The organism is Nocardia sp. FDAARGOS_372 (assembly GCF_002554515.1).
GTDB classification, from domain to species: Bacteria; Actinomycetota; Actinomycetes; order Mycobacteriales; family Mycobacteriaceae; genus Nocardia; species Nocardia farcinica.
On the sequence record NZ_PDDW01000001.1, the window covers coordinates 3,230,031 to 3,250,231 of the forward strand.

General features: G+C 64.7%; 10 protein-coding genes. 2 read left to right on the forward strand and 8 right to left on the reverse strand.

Features of this window, described 5'->3' with window-relative positions:
- Positions 1–99 precede the first annotated feature (99 nt).
- The 8 genes from CRM89_RS15565 to CRM89_RS30450 form a co-directional block, all read right to left on the reverse strand.
- Positions 100–5,535 (reverse strand): ATP-binding protein, encoded by a 5,436-nt coding sequence (locus CRM89_RS15565; RefSeq protein ID WP_127516222.1) that lies wholly within the window; start codon positions 5,533–5,535, stop codon positions 100–102.
- Positions 5,532–7,169, reverse strand: coding sequence for a hypothetical protein (locus CRM89_RS15570; protein WP_098084652.1), 1,638 nt, complete (start codon positions 7,167–7,169; stop codon positions 5,532–5,534). The genes CRM89_RS15565 and CRM89_RS15570 overlap by 4 nt, the downstream gene beginning before the upstream one ends.
- Positions 7,160–11,425, reverse strand: coding sequence for a serine/threonine protein kinase (locus CRM89_RS15575; RefSeq protein WP_098084654.1), 4,266 nt, complete (start codon positions 11,423–11,425; stop codon positions 7,160–7,162). The genes CRM89_RS15570 and CRM89_RS15575 overlap by 10 nt, the downstream gene beginning before the upstream one ends.
- Positions 11,425–12,828, reverse strand: coding sequence for a restriction endonuclease subunit S (locus CRM89_RS15580; RefSeq protein ID WP_098084657.1), 1,404 nt, complete (start codon positions 12,826–12,828; stop codon positions 11,425–11,427). The genes CRM89_RS15575 and CRM89_RS15580 overlap by 1 nt, the downstream gene beginning before the upstream one ends.
- Entirely contained in the window at positions 12,825–14,972 is a 2,148-nt protein-coding gene (locus CRM89_RS15585) for an N-6 DNA methylase (protein WP_216641974.1), read from the reverse strand. The genes CRM89_RS15580 and CRM89_RS15585 overlap by 4 nt, the downstream gene beginning before the upstream one ends.
- A gap of 534 nt (positions 14,973–15,506) precedes the next feature.
- Positions 15,507–16,388 (reverse strand): phosphotransferase, encoded by an 882-nt coding sequence (locus CRM89_RS15590; protein WP_228822044.1) that lies wholly within the window; start codon positions 16,386–16,388, stop codon positions 15,507–15,509.
- Positions 16,385–16,987 carry a hypothetical protein gene (locus CRM89_RS15595; RefSeq protein WP_098084659.1) on the reverse strand — a complete coding sequence of 201 codons (603 nt, stop codon included), beginning with the start codon at positions 16,985–16,987 and terminating at the stop codon, positions 16,385–16,387. The genes CRM89_RS15590 and CRM89_RS15595 overlap by 4 nt, the downstream gene beginning before the upstream one ends.
- Entirely contained in the window at positions 16,936–17,670 is a 735-nt protein-coding gene (locus tag CRM89_RS30450; RefSeq protein ID WP_127516224.1) for a hypothetical protein, read from the reverse strand. The genes CRM89_RS15595 and CRM89_RS30450 overlap by 52 nt, the downstream gene beginning before the upstream one ends.
- 644 nt (positions 17,671–18,314) lie before the next feature.
- On the opposite strand from CRM89_RS30450, the gene CRM89_RS15605 reads away from it, so the two are divergent.
- Together CRM89_RS15605 and CRM89_RS15610 are read left to right on the forward strand one after the other, a co-directional pair.
- On the forward strand, positions 18,315–19,289 hold the full coding sequence (locus CRM89_RS15605) for a Gfo/Idh/MocA family protein (RefSeq protein WP_229434771.1): 975 nt from the start codon (positions 18,315–18,317) through the stop codon (positions 19,287–19,289).
- Entirely contained in the window at positions 19,286–20,188 is a 903-nt protein-coding gene (locus tag CRM89_RS15610; protein ID WP_216641975.1) for a DegT/DnrJ/EryC1/StrS aminotransferase family protein, read from the forward strand. Before CRM89_RS15605 ends, CRM89_RS15610 begins: the two co-directional genes overlap by 4 nt.
- The last annotated feature ends 13 nt before the right edge of the window (positions 20,189–20,201 follow it).

A 20,201-nucleotide genomic window follows, 5' to 3' on the forward strand; every position in this document is an offset into this window, starting at 1 on the left:
TTGCCCACCGACAAATCGGGGTCCACACGACGGACGCGTATATCTACACGCCGACCGGCATTCCAGGTTCTGAGCAGCATGTCCGATCGGCGCTGTGGCTCACCCTTGCGCGGTCCTCGTGGCGCCGCCGTGCCGAGTTACCCGGGGACGAAGACTGACGCGGACTGCCCCGTGGGTCAGCGACCGTTCGGTCGATTTCCCTGCCCACAGATACGCCTCGCCAGGCTGCAGACGGGACAGTTGTTCCGGTCGAAGGGTATCGAGGGCGGCGTTTGCCTTCTGGATGTGCTTCAGCCAGGCGGGCGAAGTCATTTTGTGCATGATGACGACATCGGAGAGCTCGATGAGAGACGTGGGTACGGAAAGCGGATCCTGGCTGGCCACTAGGATACTCATGCCTTTGTGGCGCATCTCGCGGACGGACTCGACCAGTACACCCACCAGCTCGGGACTGCCGATGTACTTGTGGGCTTCGTCGAAGACAACCAACTTGTTGAAGTGTCCGCCATCATCGGTAGCTTGGGCGAAAAGCTGCATGAGGACGACGAAAAGCCCCAGGCTCTCATCCTTCTCGATGAGCTCGTCGCGGAGATCTACGATGATAAGCCGTCCCGGGCGCACGTAATCGGAGATGCGTACGGAGTCGTCGATGTAGGGCTCGGCGAGGTCGAGGCGCTGCCGGACCAGGTCTTTCATGTTGTCCGCCATGGCCGAGGAGTCCACGGCGTTGCGGATCGTATCGAGGCTCAGATCGGAACGGTGGGCCCGGAATATCTGGGTGAGCTGGCGAATGTACATCGACTGGTTGCCGACCGCGCCGAGCAGGAACTTCCAGTGGTTTATCTGCAATTCGCCCGAACCGAAAAGTAGTGGCTGGACATCGATGCCGGGAAATTCGCGCCGGCGAGCCTCGAGTTGATCACCGGGTGTCAGTAGCAGGACATCGTCCAGCGCCGCCGGTTCGGCACCGTAGCGCTCCCGCAGTCGAGCGATCTGACCGTCGTGATCGTTGGCGGCGATCATCGAGGTGAATTCGGGCGCGTAGTCCTGAGTGCTGCTGTAGTGGAAGACGATTGTCGCCAGGGGGTGCGGCAGGTGGTTGATTCCCGGCGCGGGAAGGGTGGCGCCTTCGATGATGGAGCCGAGAGTGTAGCTTTTTCCGCCTCCTTGGACGCCGAACAGGCTGATCGTATGTGTTTCGTTCAGATCCAGTGCGGTCTTTCGGCCGCCGGGAACGTCGCCCAGCAACGCCCATTGCGGTGTGTCGCTGACGACACCGACAAGGACGTCGGGTGTGGGTACCGGGTCCCCCGCACCGGGCACGTCGGCGTTGTCCACATCCGACGAATCTACGTCGCCTATCTTGGCCACTTCGGGTTGAGGTTTCCGCTCTGGCTCGGGAATATATTCTGGTTCAGGCTCTTTCACGTTGAATACTGCTGGTCCGGTATCTGGATAGCCAGGTTGCGCCGACGGCTCCGCGGCGGGCGCGACCATCGAGGAAGGCGGTGCCGGCTCTGGTTCGTCTTCTGCGAGAGGATCGACAGTTGGTGCGCGGAAGGCTGCGTCGCTACGGCGTGTTCGGGTCAGCTCCGGGATCGTGATCGAGTGGGGTTCGGTCGCATCGCCCGGTCGTTTCGGCTCGGTGGGCACGGACCTGAGCAGTTCATCGATCTCGTCGCGACCGATATGATGGAATTCGATCCCACCGACCTCTTCCGGATCGCTGCTGCGACCGGACAGCTCGAAGATGAGCCCCGCACGCTCGAACCTCAGGGCGAACCCGTCGTCGAGTGTTTCCAGCAGGCGCCGGGCGTGATCGGAGACCGAGCGATCGATCATGCGATAGCGCTCGGCCCGCTCCAGGTAGAATCGCAGCAGGGCGGCCAGTTCCAGGTTTTTCACGGTCCGATCTACTCGGTCGGGATCGGTGAGACCGGGGTCGAATTGTTCTCGGAGCACCTTTTCGGAGGTGGCGATTTGTTCGGCGATCTGGCTCTGCAATCGCTCGTACGCGACGGGGTCCGGGATGGTCGAATAGGCCTTGACCTCGACGAGCCGGCAGGTGATCGTGCGGCTGCGTGCATCGAAGCTGAACAAGGCAAGGTCGGTTCGCCGCAACGAGCGCGCCGCGGACGCTGCGCGGCGGGTCTCGGCATACAGCTCGTGATGTGCGTCCAGCGGGACAACGATCTGGTCGCCCAGCACCCGTTGGCCTTCCAGGTAGATGCGCGCCAACGCGAGCCCGAGCACTTCGGAACGCTGATTGCGTACTGCGGAGGCCAATTTGAAGGCCAGGGTCCCCGACAGCAACCGCAGCTGTTCGAAGAACGTCTGCAGATGCCGGTCGTCGACAGTGATCCCGTGGTCACCGACTACCGGGGCGAGCAGGCTACGGAGTTCGTCGACCTTGCGCGAGCTCACCAGCACCTGTCGGCCGAGTCCGGTTCGGCCCGTCACGTAGTCGATGACGTAGTCATTGGATCCGCGATCATCGGCGCGATCGAAATACTCCAGGCCGAGGGTCCGGTCGACGACGATGACCCAGTCGCTGGTGTCGTGCGCCTGGTGCAGCAGCGACCGCTGCACCGCGTCGAGGGTCAGCGTCGTCGTGGGTACCCGGTCGAACACTTTCGTTGCGACGGCGGCGGCTGACACCGCCAGGTCATGGGGTAGCCCGGTCAGGAGTTCGCCCGCGTGTTCGGTCCTGCGGACAGACGAAGCGAACAACGGCGTCTTTCGCCAGGTCACTCCTGCTCCCTCGTCATCGACGTGGAACACAGTGGTCGCCTGCTGGAGGAGCCCGTGTACCGGTGCTTGCGCAATGTGGTTCAGGCGCGTCGTGTCGTGCTCTTCTCCGGTGAAGGCGTCGATGAGGATCGTCAGGTGTGCCTCGAACTGTTCGGGATGGTCCTCGAACTCCGTCAGTGAACGCACCGAATAGGCCAGCTTGGGCACGCCGCGGGCCTGACGTGCCCCGAAGGCTTCGGCCTCGGCGCTGTTGAACCGGTTGTCCGAGCGGGTGAGCTCGGCTAGTTCGTCGCCGACGCCGGGCATCTCCGTCTGTTCGGTGCACAGGCGCAGGTCGTAGTTGAGGTGCTTGGTGTCGGGGCGTCGTTGCAGGTCGAGCAGGATTTCGACGATCAGGGCGGCATCGCCCGGGTTGACGATGTTGATGACAAGCGTTCGCACATACGGGTGCTGGCGTACATATCGCTCGACCCGCTCGGCCAGAATCTTCCCGGTCTGGTCGGCACCGGCTCCCCGTGCGGCGGCCGGAATACCGAGCACATCGGCGATCTTTCCGACAAGTCCGTGGGAGTCCTCGACCCCGCTGGGAGCGTAGGCCGCCCAGAACGGCGTCAAGTTGCCGACCGTAGCCAACAGTCGGCCATCTTGGCGCGGCACCGCGAACGGGAAGCCGAGTGGGTCCAGCCGCTCGAAGAACGAGGTCCGCGCGTTCGCCGCGGCTGCTGTCGGGCGACCGTTCAGATCGGAACGCCACTGCGCGCCGAGGGCAGCCCACTCCGCGAGCCACAACAACCGCAGGGGATGGGTCGGGCCGACCAGGAGTAGTCGGTGCAGTGCTCCCAACCCGTCGATGTAGGTCACCGCCAGCGCATCGAGTTGTTGCAGCCCGGCCAGCGCACGCAGCGCCATGGCGTTCTTGGTGGAACCGGTGGTGTGTGCATACGCCGCTTGTGCGTTCAGCGTCTGCTGGAAGGCTGCCGCGTACTCGGTGATCTGTGTGCGCAACGTGGCCAGGTCGGCGGTTTCGACAACCTCGCCGGGGTGGTCGTCATCGACGATACCGAGGATATCGGCGAAGAGTCTGCCGCGAGTCGAGAGCAGCACGCCGAAGGCCCGCTCGGCTTCCGGCCCGAGCCCGGCCACCCACTCGGTCCCATCACGTCGCGGCTCGGGCAGCGAACCATCCTGGTTGATCGGTACCTGCCACAACCCGATTTCTGCCGGCGCCAGTAGGGTCTTGCGCTCGATGTCGGTCAACCGCTCCGAAAGACGCACTTCGATATTGCCGGCACCTTCGATGCGCGCACTGGCAGAAATATGGAGGCCGCCTTTCGCAGGTGTCGACCAGGCGGTCTCTCCCGGTAACAGGTCACGCGCGGACTTACCTTCGACGCATCGGTCGAAGGCGATGTGTTCCACCGCGTGCAACACACTTTCGTAGCGGGCTGCCTTGTTCTCCGGCGGTTCCTCGTCTTCGTCGGCCCGAACGACGAAGAATGCCGCACTGCGACCGGTTCCGGACTTGACCACCACTGGCCGGTCGGTGTCGGCGATCGGAGAGACCGCCAGCACGTGCCAACCCTCGTCGAGTTCGGCCTTATGCAGGTTCCGCACAGTCGCTTTGTAGTCGCTCTTCGGCTTCGCTCCGGCAGTGACCGAGACCGCGCGCCCGGTGGGACCGCCGTCCTCGGACACGATCTCGGCGCGGAGCTTCAACAGCCCGTCGGTCGGAGTCAGTGGGGTGTCGACCGTGAACTTGGCGGTGAGGTTCTTCGTACCGTTGGCGCCGGCAATCAAATATGGCTGGCCTGCCAAGGATTTCAGCGCGGGATACCGCTCGAGGTGTTCGGCGTGATCGCCGACCCTGGGCAACTCCAGGGTGTGTATGTCGATGCCGATGGCGGTCTCGCGGCTGCGGGGAGCGGGCCACTTGTCGAAGGTGAGTTCCCGGTTCTCTCGATCGGTGATGACCCGCCGGGTCCAGGTGTTGCGGTCTTCGAGTCCGATCCGCCCGGCGAATCCGGCGAGTTTCGCGATGAAGGTGGAGTCGGACACTCCGAGGCCGAGAACGCGTTGGCGTTCGTCGAGTTCGATGCGGCTGAGCTCGTCGACGTGTGTTCGGTTCTGGCTGACCCGGCTGGCCACATCGGCGCCGGAGGTGAACATGCCGAGGTCCGGTACCAGTCCGAATTGGTAGACGGCCGCGCCGGCGGCCTCCGACTCGTAGCCATTGGCTGCGATGGTCAGTAGGTAGTGGGCCCAGGCCCGGTCATCGCCGCGACTGTCGTTCTTCTGCGCGAGCGTCTCGCGTAGCTGGTCGATACCGTCACGCAAGGCGGCTGGTACCTTGGCCAGCAGTTCGTCGTGCAGCATCCGATAGGCATCGCCGACGCCGACCTCTTCGAACGTGGCGACTCCGAAGGAGTCTTCGGCGCTGGCCCGCAGACCTGGTGGCACGAAAACCAAGAGGGGACCGGTTGTTTCCTCGATCGGGCGGTTGCGCAGTTCGACCAGTTTGGTACTGCTGACCAACGATCCGGTGGCATCCGTACGGACCTGCTCATCGGTGGCAAGCAGGCACACGGTGGTCCCCGGGAGCGTAGCCGTACGGAGCCGTTGTACCAGGCAAGATGCGAGATCGGTATCGAGTTCGGTGACCCGCATGCAGTGGCCCGCTTGCCGGGTGGAGAGCAAGCTCAGCAGGTGCGGTACCAGCACGTCCTCCAATGCGCTGCGCACATCGGCGGGGGTGGGTTCGACCAGCCCGACCGTTGCTCCGGTCATCGGGGACTCCTCTCGGCCCTATCTCCGTCCGCGCCTATGGTGAAGCGCGGCGTAATGGTCTGGGTCAGATACGCGTCGGACAGGTCGCGGTAGTAGCCGATCTCCCGGAGACGGTCGATGAATGCCGCGGAGTTCGCTCGCAAGGCCGCCTGGTCGGGCACATCGGCGCCGGCGAATCCGTCCTCGCCAGGGAGACGGTCGATGTGCAGCCCGTACCGGACCCGCAGCAGCTCCAGCACCTCATCGACCCGCCGCGGCCGGGTACGCATGCGTCCGGTTGTCTCGTCCTGATCCACGAGCGATACCTGCAGGAGCACTTCCAACAGCCGTGAGTCGAGCACGAACCGCCGTGCACCGGCTTTCGGCTGGGCGACCATCTGGCCGGGACGATTCTTCATCAGGAGCGAGTCCAGGCACTCGACCAGATACTTTCGCTGGAAAGCACTGCGATAGTGCATGATCAGCTCCAGGTAGGTCTCGAACCGGTTCAGGCCGAGATCCACAATGGTCTGCAACTCCGGTGCCAGCGGTTCCTCTTCGTCGTCGAGGATGCGGCGTACCCGCATGTCGAAGAACGCCTCGCGGTCCTTCTTGTGCTTATCGGCCAAGAGCGCGATCACTTCGGCCGCCGAGAGATCGCCTCGGCCCCCCGTCTTGGGCAGCTTCCCGTGTTTGACCAGGTCTGCGGCGAAATCGACCAGCTTTTGGACAGCGAAGGTACCCCGAACGAACTGCGGCAGGCGGCCGTACCAGATCTCGGCACTCTTGGCGGCATATGGGGCGGGCGCACCGTTGTCGATCCCGACCATATCGACGAAAAGATGCACCGCATACGGACAACTCTCCCCCGGCCGGTGCCCACGGGTGCAGGACGCGTCCACGGAGCCGCCGCGCACGGCCGCCGGAACCAATTTGATCATTCGCAGGTGGTAGAGCGCGAGATGGAAGGAGAGCAGAATCTTGAGATGTTCGACCAGCACGGTGCGCGGCATGTAGTCGCGGTGGAGCAGCAGGCGGAGCACATCATCGGCCATGAACTCGGCGGGCTGCTTACACAAGGGCACCAGTGGTTTGCGCGTCGAACCATCGGGCCGGTCCTGGGCTTTCTTCTCGGTCATCGACACCATGCTCAGCAGCGCCTGCGACTCGACATCGATATCCGGACCGGGAATCACTGTCCCGTCGGCCCCGATGTCGGAGAAGAAGAAATCCTTGAGCGCCTGGACGGCCAGCGGCTTGACCGCCAACATCTCGTAGAGGTGTTCATCCGCACCGTATGGGCGGGAGTGGCGACTGTTGCGCAGGCGATACGCGAAGCCGTGCAGGGGCCGAGGCCCGGCAACCGCCTCGGTAACCCGGCCGCGGCTCACCAAGTCGAGCAGGTGCGTACCGACCCATCGACGGCTGATGTCCTCGTTATCGGCGAACCCTTCGAACGGCGCGGCCGGATCCACCAGAAGCGAGAGATAGTCGTCGACAGTGAGATCGACAGCCCGGCTCATCCGGCTGGGAACTCCGTTGTGCCACAGTCTGGCGAGGAAGGCCGTGAGGACTCGGTCCATGGCGAGGCTCTTGTAGTCGATCCGGCTGATCGCGTCGCACCGGAAGGCTCGATCCTTACTGTCTAGCGCCATTCCGACTCCTCGGTCTCCGGTACCGTCGCGCTTTGCGAGGCCAAGTGCAGGATTCCGTCGTCGCTTCGACGCACGGTATGCATCAACGCGCCGTCGACGGTGAGCAGCACCTCTTGATAGGGCACAGCGGCGAGTTGGTTCTTGAACACGGTCAGGGCCAGGGCATAGCCCTGGTTGTCATCGACGCTCGCCCGGTAACCGCGCCGGAATCGCTCGAGCAGTTCGAAAAGGTCCAGCCCGATCCGCAGTTCCGCTGGCACGGCCCCCGCACGGTTGGGGTCCGTGTAGGTCAGTCGTAGCGCGCTCGGCCTGGTCTCCAGGTATTGATGTGTGTCGGTGCCTACCCTTCCCACGGCGAAGCCGTCCTTGGGGAAACGACGGAAGCTGCGCACCGTGCCACCGATGACCTCACGGACCCGGATAACCAGCCCGCCGTTGGCGACGTCGGGTGAGACCACGCCCTCGCTGCGGTTCAACGCTCGCAGCACATCCTCGACCAGCGGCGGGGTGTGGTCGAGATGTTGCAGGAAGCTGCGGACCGAGGCATACGGCAGCATCTTCGTCGCCGCATCGGGATCACGCATTTCGAAGTACATCAAACGCCGGGCCGTGGCCACGTAGTCGGTTGTCGCCATCGTGGTGGCAGTGTCTTCGTCGAGCTGGGCGTAGACCTCGGCGAGGAGAGCACGGTCGGGGGTGCGGCGATCACCCGGAGTGATCAGTTGGTGTTCCAACAACCCTTCGGCGGCCAATCGCCGGTCCATGACTGGCTGAGGAACTGCGGCGACGTCGACCTCCCGCAACTGCAGCAGCAGCCGATCCCGCTCGATCTCGGCGGCACCACCACGGTATGCATTGAAGTAGTGTGCTTCCAGAATCTCAGCAGGGTCCGACCTCCAATAGAACTCGTGGATTTCACCGCAATCACGTCCCGAGGTGATCGTGTAGGCGAGCGCCGAGCGCAGGTCCCGGAGGGTGATGTGCAGCCGCCCGCGCAATTGGGCGATCTCGTAGATGCGGCGCAGGCGACCGCGAACCTGCGCGCCGATCACCGGGTTGGCGATGGTCATCGCGTTGCGCCGCGCATAGCAGGAGTCGATGAGCGCGCATCCGGAGCATGATTCCCAGAAGTCCGGGTTGCTGATCTGTGTCAGCATCTGCTCCAGGATCGAATCGGTGCCGTCATCGTCACCGGAACCTTTCCCGGGCCGCACGGTGACGTCGCGAAGGTTAAGATTGATCACGGCAACCGCCCCGGGACTCTGTTCGCCGCGAAGACCCTCCTCGACCGCCGCGGCGAGCGCTGCGAATCGCTGACTGTGATGGGACAAGAAATCGATCAGGCGGCCCTCGTTGACCGCGATCAGCCGCGTCTCCCGTTCCAGGGCGCCGATGTCGTCGGCACCCTGGAAGGGGGCGAAGAAATCGGTGAGGACTTCGTCACTGGCCGTGCCTTCTTCATCCTGGCTGCCATCGTAATTGGTCCGGAAACGACGGCCCCGCAACTCGAACACCGCACCGTTCGGGCGCTCCGCGGTGAAAACCGCGCCCTCGGCGCGTGCGTCCGCGGTGAGCCGCTCCAGGAAGGCGGTCTTGCCGTCCCCGGCGTTGCCCGTGACAATCACCAGCGAATGCGTGCCGTCCAGCACCGCCGGCGCGAGTGCGGTGTCGAGAGCGGTCGGCACATACACCCGATAGTCATGGGCGTCCATACCTCGGGTGCCGCGGTTGCTGCGCCTGCTCTGGCTGTAGAAGGTCTGCAGGTGGGCGACGAACGGATTCTCCCCCGCCGCCGGATGTCCCGATCCCGCGCTCTCCGATATAGCAGCCACAGCATTGCTGGTCACCCGCGCTTCGGCAATGGCTGTGCCCGTCGATTCGATGACAGCAGAGGCCGTTACCGCCGGGACATCGGCGGCCACGAGCGCGGCAAGGAACTCCTCGGCGCTGATGAACCGTTCACCGCGTTCAGGAGCGATCGCCCGCAGAATTGCCTTGATCAGCTTCGCCGGCGCCTCCTCCGGCAATGCGAACCGGGTGCGCGGGTCTTCGGCCGGCATCCCGGGGGGCGGAGTACTCGTCTGCCAGGGATACGCACCGGTCAACGCCTCGTACAGGGTGATCCCGAGCGCATACAGATCCCGGTCGACGAAGCCGGCACCCGTCGCGGGTACCTGGTCGATGTCGGGCGGGGTGTAGCGGGGTGTATTGGAAGTGTGGCCCTGGGTGGACTCGGGGGTCTTGGCGATGCCGAAGTCCAGAATCCGTACGCCGTCCTCGGTCCACAGCAGGTTGCCCGGTTTGATATCGCAGTGCCACACATCCCGGGCGTGGATGTGCGCCAGCCCCGCTGCCACGTCGCGGCCGATACGGAGAACGTCCGAGACGGTCAGTGTGCCACTGCGGATTACCTCGCCAAGATCCTTGCCTTCGACGTACTCGAAGACCAGATACGGGTGCGAGTCCGGTGGCGGCAGCTGGTCGACGTCGACCATCTCGACCACGTTCGGGTGGCTCGCATCGCGCAGCCGCTCCATGACCTTGTACTCACGACGCGCCTGCTCACGAGGATTGGCCGGGTCGCTCAGAATAAGCTTCACCACCCGGTCGATATTGCGCATCGAGTCATAGACCCGGTAGGCGACACCGGACGCCCCTGGCTTACCCAGCCTGGCCTTCACCAGATACTTCGTGCCCAGCAGATGGTCACGCTCGAGGTGCCGCCAGAATTCTGGATCGCGTCGCGGATCCGGGTCGGCGGCCCGGCCCGCGTTCGGTGCCGACTCGGAAATGCTTCTGCTGTCACTGTTTCCGATGCGGCGTTTCGGCCGACGCACCTCCCCGATCGCCAACTGCAGCCGGCGTAAAGCTTCCTTGGCGTCCGGCCGGTCTTCCGGATTCGCCGCGCAGAGCAGCGCCAGCCAATGCTGCAGTTCCGGCGGCACATCGGCTTGCATCAGATCATGCTCGGGCAAAATCCCCCGTGCCCGAACCTGACCGGTCATCGAGCTGAACGGCGGATGTCCGGTGAAGAGTTCGAATCCGATCACGCCGAGGGCGTAGATATCTGACTTCGCACCCATCTTCGCTGGGTCCTCGATCGCCTCGGGAGCCAGGTAGGTGCTATCGGCGTGAGCATGCGCCTCGTACACCACGGTGTGCGCCCGCGGCTGAGCCGTCTTCGCGTAGTCGAACCCGGTAATCATGGCACGTCCGTCGTTGGTGAGCACGATCGTGGCAGGACTGAGGGCACGGTGCACGAGCCGCCGGGACTGGATGAGCGCTAGACCCGCGAGTACCTGCTGCAAGATCGCCAACTTGCGGTCGAAGGTCAACGGCTCGGCGGCGGCCGACCCCAGATGCACCCGCAAGGCCGAACCCGGCACATCATCGTAGACCGTCACATAGCCGCGGTCCTCCGCGTCGGGAAAGAAGTCCCGCACACCGACTATGGCGGGATGCGCCGGGAGCTTACCGAGTGCCTCGTAGGCGATACCGATCTGCTTCTGCTGCTTATCGCGCTCCTTCGCCTCGGCGTACAGGTCCGCCTGACGCACCACCAGACGCACAGTGCCGGAGCCCTGAACAGTATTGGCGTTCTTCGCGCGGTACTCGGCCACCACGTCGACGCCGGGGGCATGCTGAGTCTCGCTGAGAGTTTCCAGGACCTGCCAGTTACCGAACAGCAGCGGCCCCGACGGCGCCGTGCCCACGCCTTCGATCGCTTGCACAATCTTGTTGTGATGGCGGCTGATATCAGCATCGACCGCATACGCGCCGGTCGGTACTCGGGAAGTGTCGGAGAGCAGCGGGATCAAGTGTGCGAGATTCACCGTCGATTCGGCGTCCCGCTGTGGGGAGTTGTGGTCGACCAGCCTCGCGTCCTGCACCGGAAGTACGACAGCCACGCCGACAAACACCCGGGTCAGCTCGGGAAAGTTATTCTCCAGCAGGGCTTTGACACGTTTGGCGTTCTCCCGCAGCTTCGGCAAAGGGGTGTGGAACGGCTGACGGCCGGCGGGCATCCACCTGCTGCCATGGACATCGATCCGGCCGAACGTGCCCTTCACATCGATGACGTAGACCATGTGCCCGGTCACGACAGCGATGTCGACCTCGAACAGATTGCCCCGGGCGTCGGACACCTCGAAGTTGTGCAGGACCGTCCAGTCGTCGGGCCCGTGATCGCGCAGGTAGGCGATCACTCGCCGCTCGGCCTCGTTCGCAGGTTCCCCGATCCGGACGATCCGCGCCATCAGACCTCCGCCCCCTCAATCGCTTTCGTCAACAAGTCCAGCGCTTCATCTTCTAGCACATCCGCGCGGTCACGGTGGCGGAATGCCTGACGAACCGTATCCGCGATGCGCTCGCGGTCGGTGATACCGACGATCGGGATGGGGATCTCGCGGCGAAGTCCCTCATGAATGTCCTGCTGTTTGCTTCCGACACTCATCGAACGGAGGATTCTAAACGCTACTTCCGAACGGAAGAAAGCAAACAAGTAGGCGCCACTAATGTTCGAATCCCCGCTCACCACGCGCAGGAAATGCTGAGTGTATGCATGTTTGGTCCAAGAACCGTAGACTATCAAGGACCGACAAAAAACCTCATGCTCACCCAGTGTCCCCTGCGAGGCAATCAAGATAGTCTCTTCTGGGGCAAAGATGTCCCGAGGGGAGGCGGCGGCGCTAATCCAGCGCCCTTCAGGACGCGCCCAAAATCCCTGACGCTGGCCAATGAGCTGCACTCCGTGCTCTTCATCTGCATCGATCCGCTTGAAACGCACGCCCGACCCGAGCCATCCGCCGTCGCAAATGTCCCCCAGCCTGCGGAATGCGACCGACTCCAGTTTGTCAATGACATCACGAACCCGCGGCGAAAAATTCAGTGCCCGGAGGGACTTCGAATTGGCGACCTCGATCTGGAAGCCAAGATCTCGCTCCTGCTCGTGCCAGCGGTAATCGATGAGCTCAGGCAAACCGGCACTGCGGAAGAAGTCTTCGGTGGCGGTGTTCAAGCCGGCCTGGAAGTCGGCGCGAAGGTGGGCGGCTTCCTCTACAAGATCATGGATGCGTTGCTCCAGGTCGGCGTCGAAGCGGGGCACCGGCAAGTCGGCGAGGTGGTGGGGCTCGATGTGCTGGATGATCGCGCCATACGCCGAGGAGACGATCATCGGAATCCCGAAGCGACTGCGCAGGAAAGTATTCAGATAACCGGCTGGGATGTTCTTCTCATTCGGCCGGATCCGCATCACGTCCTCGCTGCAGGCAAACCCATCGATATCCGGTCGAGCGTATGCGACCCGGCCGACGGTTCCAGAGCGAGTGACCAGCGTCCAGCGAGGTCGAATCAGCAAACGCGGGTTTTCCTTGGCGGCGCTCTTCGCAACGTAGGGCAGGTAGGAGTAGTCCGCCTCCAATATGTCTGTGCTGGAGAAGAAGGGGATCCCATGCTCCGGGCTTTGAACCCAACGTCGACTGAATCGCCCGGCGTGGTGGATGCTGTCGGTGACGGTGTCGAGCCGGACTGTGTTCGGCAGCGCCTCAAGTCGCTTGCGGGCTTCGAGCGCACCGGATAGGTACGGGGTCGGGTCCAAACGACAACCCTGTTCGAAGAACCATTCGACCTTTACCGGGTTATCGAGGCTTGTAACCTTCACTCGCCCGCTCCCTCGGCGGCACGCGGATCGAATCCGGGGATCGGATAGTGCCTGCGGAAATCACGGTATTTTTCCGCGATCAGTGGCAGGTCGTCGTCGATGACGGGGCGGCTGCGTTTCACCACGCGGGTGCGCGGGACGCTGGAGATGGTGATGTACTCGGTCTCCTCGAAGGTCTCGGTGATGACGTCACCGTTGGGCGCCCGCTTGTGGAGTTCGTTGCCGCGGCGATCGACGCCGACCTTCTCCGCAACCGCCATGAACACCGGGTACGAGATCACATCGCCGAGCTCTTCGGCGGTCTTCTCCTCGGCGGTCTTGCGCTTGAGGAAAAGGAGTGTGGTGAGGATGTTGACGTTGGCCTCGAAGATGAACGCCTCCACCGGCAATTCGATGCTGGCCAGCACCCAGCATTCCCGCAGGATGTAGCGGCGGATGCCCTCGTCGGCGGGGCCGGGATTAGAGAGAAGGCCGTTCGGCAGAACGATTCCGAGCCGGCCGCCGGGTTTGATCCACTCGATGGCACGCTGCACGAACAGCTGCTCGGGTGCGAGAGCGCCGGGTAAGTTGGCGCTCTCCCGCAGTTCGCCGGTAACCTTGTCGCGTGACCACGACTTCGCCACGCCTTCGCGGAAGTCGCCGAGGACCGACTCGTCGCTGACCGGGATATCGGCCCCGAACGGCGGGTTGGTCAGCAGCACATCGACCACGCCCGGAGCTGTGCCCTTCGCCAGCGGGATCCGTTTACTCGCTTCCGCGACACCGGACAGATGGCCCCGAGGGAAGGCGAGCGAGTCCATGTGGAAGACGTTGCCCGGGGTGTCGGCCAAGGTCATGATGTTCATGGAGGTGGCGCGTACCAGGAACGGATCGAAGTCGGCGCCGAAGAGATGCTGATCGGCGTAGGCGCGCAGCCGGTCACGGTAGCGCTCACTCTGCTCGGGCGAATCAGGAAGGCCCTGGGTACCGTCCTTCGCCTGCATCTTGTGGTGCAGATGAGTCAGGGTCGCGTGGAGGAACCCGCCTGTACCGCACGTGGGGTCGAGGACGGTCTCGTCTTCCTGCGGGTCGAGAATATCGATCATCAGCTTCACGGCACGACGGGGGGTGAAGTACTGCCCGCGATCGCCCCGCAGGTTGGTGCCGACCAGCTCCTGGTAGGCCAGCCCCTTGGCGTCGATATCGGTGCGGCCCAGGTCGTAGGAAGCCAGCTCGCTGACGATGAAGGCCAGCGCCCGATCCGACAGAGTGATCTGGTCGCGGTCGGTGAACAGCCCGGACCCGGTGTACTGCTGTTTGACATCGGCGAAAAGGTCGAGGATCCGAGCCCGGATCGCTGCCCGGCCCGCCTCATCGTACGGCTCCGTCATGCTCGTGTAAAAGCGGCGTGGGCTGCCGTCACGGACGGCGCGCTCGTCGTACATCTTCGCGAATAGCAGGTAGAGGAACTGCCAGAACGCCGCATCCTTCGGCATGCCCTCGTTGCCGTGGATGTAGTTGTGGCAGCGCCGGAAGGTGACCTTGAGCATCTCCGGCTCGGCACGGCGCAGCTGCTGCGCCGAGACGACCTGCCCGGAACCGATGGTGCCGTCGGCCAACGGCCAGTCGGCGCGCTGATGGTAGGTGGCGCCGAAACGCCCCGACTCCTTCTCGATGAAGAAGAAGTCCAGGTTATCGGTCCACATGCCGTGGCGCCGCTCCGGGAAGTCCTCGGCGCCCAGCAGCGCCTCGAGTTCGGCCTGCTCGGTCTTCATCTGGTCCAGATCGCGCAGCTTGACGACATTCTTACCGCGCTTGGGTTCCTGCTTGCACACGACCACGCGACGCAGGTTGGCCTCGGTGTGTTCGCTGCCAGGAGCGAAGACGGCGATATCGACCTTCTTGTTCCTGGTCTTGCCATCCACGCCGACCTTGACCGGAAAGTCGCGCGCCATGTCCTCCGGGGCGATCTGATACTCGTGGAAAAGCACCCGCAAAATCCGCTGCCGCACTCGCTCCTTACCGTTGTCCTTCACCGGCTCGTTGGTGAGGAAGTCGATGAGGTAGCCCTCGTCGAGGTGCTGCACCAGCGGGCCGGTATCGATCTCAGTCAGCGCCGTCTGCGCGCCGGGGGCAACATGGGTTGCGGAGTCGGTCACTTCCACCTTCTCATCGAGCAGGGACAGGACAGCCGTGTGTACGTCGGCCGCGGACCGTAACCTATCGACCGGGTCCGACAAGATCGCGGCCCTGGCCCTGACGTGCCGACGGCTCATCATAGGCGTGATTCGTATCCACCAACCCAGCAGTCGGAAGCTCACTTCGCCAGGATCCCCCGATACATGGTGTGGCCTCTCCGGCCCGCGCCGACACTCCCAGCACAAATCCGAGGCCCTCTTCAGATCGGCCGGGCCAGGAATCGACCTGGTCGATCATGCCGTCCGCCGGGGTGAGCAGCCAGTTTGCCACTTCGCGGGACAACCTCGACGATCCGATCCGCGGACCGGCGGGCCCCGGCTACGGCCAGGACCTCGGCGACCGGAACATCGGCTTGGGCGGCACGGCAACCGCGGATCGTGTGCCGGCGTGCTGGAAGAGGCCGATGATGCGTTCGAGGCCGATCGAGAACCCGCAGGCGGGCACCTCGCGGCCGAGCAGGCGACTGCGTCGGACAGAAAGGACCACCGGCAAGTATTTCGCTATAGCGCGTTCCATTGCCAGGGCTTTTGGACGCGGCCACGTAGGCAAGCGATCCGGTGGGCAGCTTCGGCCCGCGCCTCGGGGCTGTGGTGGGACAGGCTGATGGCGAAGGCGGTCCAGCGGAGTTCTTGGATGTCGGCGTAGATGCGGAATTCGGGTGTGGTGGCCATGTCGTGGCCGCCGTAGGCGGTGACGAAGGAGTGGTAGTCGTCGGCGTGGAGGCGGTTGAAGTCGGTGTGGTCGACGGCGAGCTGGATGAGGTCCCATTCGGGGCGTCCGAGGGAAACTTTGTCGAGGTCGAGGAATGTTGGTGTACCGGAGGATGGTACGACGAGGTTTCCTTGCCAGGCGTCGCCGTGTATGACCGAGTTCCGTTCCTTTGGCGGGAGTTGTTCGTAGCGTTGCCGAAGTTCCCTGTAGTGCTGGGCCAGCCATCGCCGGTCGTCGTCGGTGAGGATGGTGGCTGTGGTGATTCGTTCCTCGAGCCCGGCGAGCGGTTGATATTCGGGGAGTTCGAAGGTGGTCGGTGGCGTGAGGCTGTGCAGGTGGGCGAGGGTTGCGCCGAGTTCGGCGGGGGTGGCGGGGCGGTGGTCGGGGATAAGCTGCCACCAGGTGACGGGGTGGTCATCGATGACGATCGGCTGCGGCAGAGTATCCACGGCTTCGACAGCGGGGACTCCAGAGTGGTTGAGCCAGTGGGAGACGCGTAGCTCGCGACGAGCGGCGTCGGCACTGCCGGGTTTCCCGATGCGCGCGATGATTCCGCCGGCCAGTTCGAAGATGGCGTGGGCCCCGGTGCGGAGCAGGGTCGCGGTGGATGGGTCGAGACCGGCGTGCGCGGCAGCTTGTTCGAGGATGCCGGCTGCCGAGGCCAGGGTCATGGGATGGCCTCGAGTTCGGGTAGGGCGGTGATGGTGTGGCGAAGTTCTGCGACTTCGGTGATTCTGCGGTGTGGTGTCGCGGCGGCGGCGAGGCTGGTGAGTTCGTCGCGGATGCGTTGGGAGTGGAAGTGTGTGGCGTCGGTGACGGCTTGCATGCCGTGGGCAGCGGCGGTGCGGGGGTCGCCGAGTTGCATGGTGAGGGTGGCCAGGCGGGTGCGGGAGAAGGTGCGTGAGCGGGGGTAGTTGTCGGCTTGGAGTTGGATTGCTTGGCGGATGCGGGGTGCGGCCAGTTCGATTCGCTTGCGTGCGAGGGCGACGGGGATGAGGGCTTTGCCGGTGCTGCCGAGGTGTTCGGCGTGGTCGTAGTAGCACATCCAGGCGGGGTCTTCGTCAGGGTTGCGGGCGGCGAAGTGTTCGTCGGCACGTGCGACTTCGGACAGGGCGTCGTCGGTGCGGCCGAGCGCGGACAGGAATTGGGCGCGCATGGCGGCCAGCATCGCGCGGGTTGTTCCGGTGAGGCGGTCGGCGCGGACCTGGGCCAGCTCGATCAGTGAGAGTGCTCCGTCGGGGTTGCCGACGTAGGCGGTCTTGCGGGCCATGTCGGCCGGGGTCGCCGCGCGTAGTTCCCAGGATCCTGCGGCGTCGGCGCACCAGAGGGCGAATCGGAAGCGTCGTTCGGCTTCGGCGTGGGCGGCGATGTCGAAGGCGGAGTAGGCGGCGATACCGCTGAGGTTGCCGACTGCCTCGCAGAGCGCCTGCCGTGTGGTGGGGGCGGCAGCAGTGGGGCGAAGACGCGGAGATGGTGGGCAGCGGTGTCGGCGGCCGAGCCGCCGCCGTGCAGGTTTTCCGCCGCGGCGGCCGCGGCCACCGCGTACCGGACCTTGTCGACGTCGGATCGTCCGACGCGGCCCACGTTCTTCGAGCGTGTCAGGTAGTCGGAGGGGATGTGTTCGGGATCGAAGGGGCTGAACAGATTGACCGCCAACGGATCTCGACGTTCGGCCGCAGGTGTCCGGCGGGCGACGGCGAAGCCGAGTTCGGTTTCGGTGGCATGGAGTACCGCGCACAGGGCCTGGCGGTAGTCCTTGCCGGGCCAACGCACCGCACCGCGTTCGTAGCGAGCGATCGTGTGCGCGTCGAGTTCACGACGCCGACCGGTGGCCCACCACAGGTGGTCGTTGACCGCTTCGGCCAGTTCGGCGCGGGTCATCGACCGCCCCGCCACGGTCGGTGACGGGGTCGCTTCCCGGCGCTGCTGCAATTTCAGGTTCGGTGTGGACACCTTCGATCCCCTCGATCGGCCGCGCCCAGTCTATCGACCTGCCCGAACCCGGGCCCGGTTCCCGCCGATCTGCCCCGCAATCTGCCCTCCTGGAACTCCGCGCCACACACGAATCTGAAGGAACAACTTCGACGCACGCCAGATGAGCGAGACACCGGTTCTCGCGCGGCGGGAGGAGACGACGATGAAACCACTTGTCGACGGCTACCTACGACTCGACGTCGCGGGCGAACACATCCACGACTGCGAGAGACGGATTCAGGAGTTAGCCGACCGACAAGGCTATGACATGGGCATGGTCTTCCACGAACGCACCTACGGGCGGGCAGGGTTGGACGCATTGATCGCGGAACTTGGTCGCGCGCAATGCCGCAACGTGGTGGTGCCCGATCTGGAGCATCTGACCGGCAGGCCGCGCTGCGGCAGGGGGTGGAGGCACGGCTGTGGAATGAAGCCGGAGCGAGTGTGCTGGTTACGGCCGCCTCGGCAGGGGTACCGGATCGGGAGTTGGCGGGAGCGATCCGATGACGGCACTCGATTGCGCGCGCGTCGACCAGCTTCCGGAAGCGTCGACGAGCGCGGGCGAGCTGCCTTCTCGCCCATTGACTCTGGTGCCGCGGCGGCGTGTCCCGCTGCGTGTGGGGGTGATCGGGTTGGGGAGGCAGGCGCTCGACGATCATCTGCCCGGGTTGGCCTCGTGTGAGGCCGCCGAGCTGGTGGCGGTGTGCGACGAGGATCCCGAGATCGTGCGCGAACACCAGTACCGGTGCCGGGTCCCCGGATACACCTCCTTCACCGCCATGCTGGGCTCGGAGCAGTTGGATCTGGTCGTGGTGTGCGTCCCGCACTGTGTCGGCCGCCGGGTGATCGAAGCCGCCGCCGAGCACCGTGTCCACGTGCTGAAGGAGAAGCCGTTCGCCACGTCGCTGACCGAGGCTCGGGAGCTGGCGCGGCTCTGCGAGGACTCCGAGATCGAGCTCATGGTTACGCTGCAACGCCGCTTCAACCCGATCTACACGAGCTTCCCCCAGTTGGCCGATCAGATCGGGACGCCGTTCGTCATCGACGCCCGCTACACCCTGCACACCGCCGACCCCTCCGACGGGTGGCGCGGCGACATCGCCACCGCCGGCGGCGGCTGCCTGATCGACATGGGCTACCACGTCATCGACCTGATCCTGTGGTACTTCGGTCTCCCGGACCGCATCACCGCGGACCTGTCGGTCGCGGCCCGCCCGGACCGTGAATACGACGCCGAAGACACCGCCCTGGTGCACTTCTCCTACGACTCCGGCCTCTACGGATCAATCCTGCTGTCCCGCTTCATCGGACCCAAGACCGAAGACCTGCGCCTGGTCGGCTCCAAGGGCATGGTCCATCTCGAACGCGGACGCATCCGTCGTCTCACCAACGACGGGGAGGTCGTCGAATCCCTGCTTCGAGAGCAAGCCTGGCCCTCGGCCGCGGCCACCCAGCTCGACTACTTTCGCCGGGTGATCGATGGTGAACGCCCCAACCTCAGTGGCCCTCGCCAGCACCTGGCCCACCTGCGCTTCGTCACCGCCTGCTACCAAGCCGCCCGCACCCACACCTGCATTGACCCCAAGGAGCTCCGGTGAACTCCCCTCTCGCCCTGCTCGGCGGCACACCCGCCGTCACCGACCCGGCCCCGCACTTCCAGTGGCCTCCGACCGATCACCTCACCCGCAAAGCCGTCCTGGCCCAGCTTGACGACACCATCTCCATCTACGACCGCTCCGGTGTCATCGCCGACCTCGAAGACGCCCTCGCCGCATACTTCGGCAGCCGGTACGCCGTGCTCACCAGCTCCGGCACCGCCGGCCTGTACTCGATGTACGCCGCCAGCGGGCTGCGTCCCGGCGACGAAGTCATCGTGCCCGCCTACACCTTCTTCGCCACCGCGACTCCTCTGCTACACCTGGGCGTAATCCCGGTCCTGGCCGACTGCGACGACACCGGCAACCTCGACCCACGCGAACTTCCCCAGCACATCACCGAGAAGACCAAAGCCGTCGTCGTCACCCATATGTGGGGCATGCCCGCCCAGATGCGCAGCCTCGCCGGCCTCGCCGAGATCTACGGCCTGCTGCTCCTCGAAGACGGCTCCCATGCCCACGGCGCCACCATCGCCGGCCGCAAGATCGGCACCTTCGGCCGCGCCGCAGCCTTCAGCATGAACGGCCCCAAACCGCTCTCGGCCGGCGAAGGCGGATTCGTCCTCACCGACGACGAAAACCTCTACTACCGCCTACTCCTGCACGGCCAATACAACAAACGCTGCCGCACCGAAATCCCCGAGCACCACTCCCTGCACCGCTACGCCGTCACCGGCATGGGCCTCAAACACCGCATCCACCCCCTCGCCGCCGCCATCGCCCTCGACCAGCTTCCCCGCCTCGACGACTACCTCACCGGCCGCAACCGCATCCCGCCCACATCGCTGACCGGCTCGAGGACGTGCCCGGGATCGTCGCACCGCGCCCAGGCCCCGACGTAAGGTCCTCGTGGTA

Bases quoted from the DNA above. Each gene is read 5' to 3' on its own strand.
- CRM89_RS15575 (WP_098084654.1), bottom strand. From the start codon at position 11,425: ATGGCGCGGATCGTCCGGATCGGGGAACCTGCGAACGAGGCCGAGCGG.
- CRM89_RS15570 (WP_098084652.1), bottom strand. From the start codon at position 7,169: ATGGCGCTAGACAGTAAGGATCGAGCCTTCCGGTGCGACGCGATCAGC.
- CRM89_RS15595 (WP_098084659.1), bottom strand. From the start codon at position 16,987: ATGGCCCGCAAGACCGCCTACGTCGGCAACCCCGACGGAGCACTCTCA.
- CRM89_RS15590 (WP_228822044.1), bottom strand. From the start codon at position 16,388: ATGACCCTGGCCTCGGCAGCCGGCATCCTCGAACAAGCTGCCGCGCAC.
- CRM89_RS15565 (WP_127516222.1), bottom strand. From the start codon at position 5,535: ATGACCGGAGCAACGGTCGGGCTGGTCGAACCCACCCCCGCCGATGTG.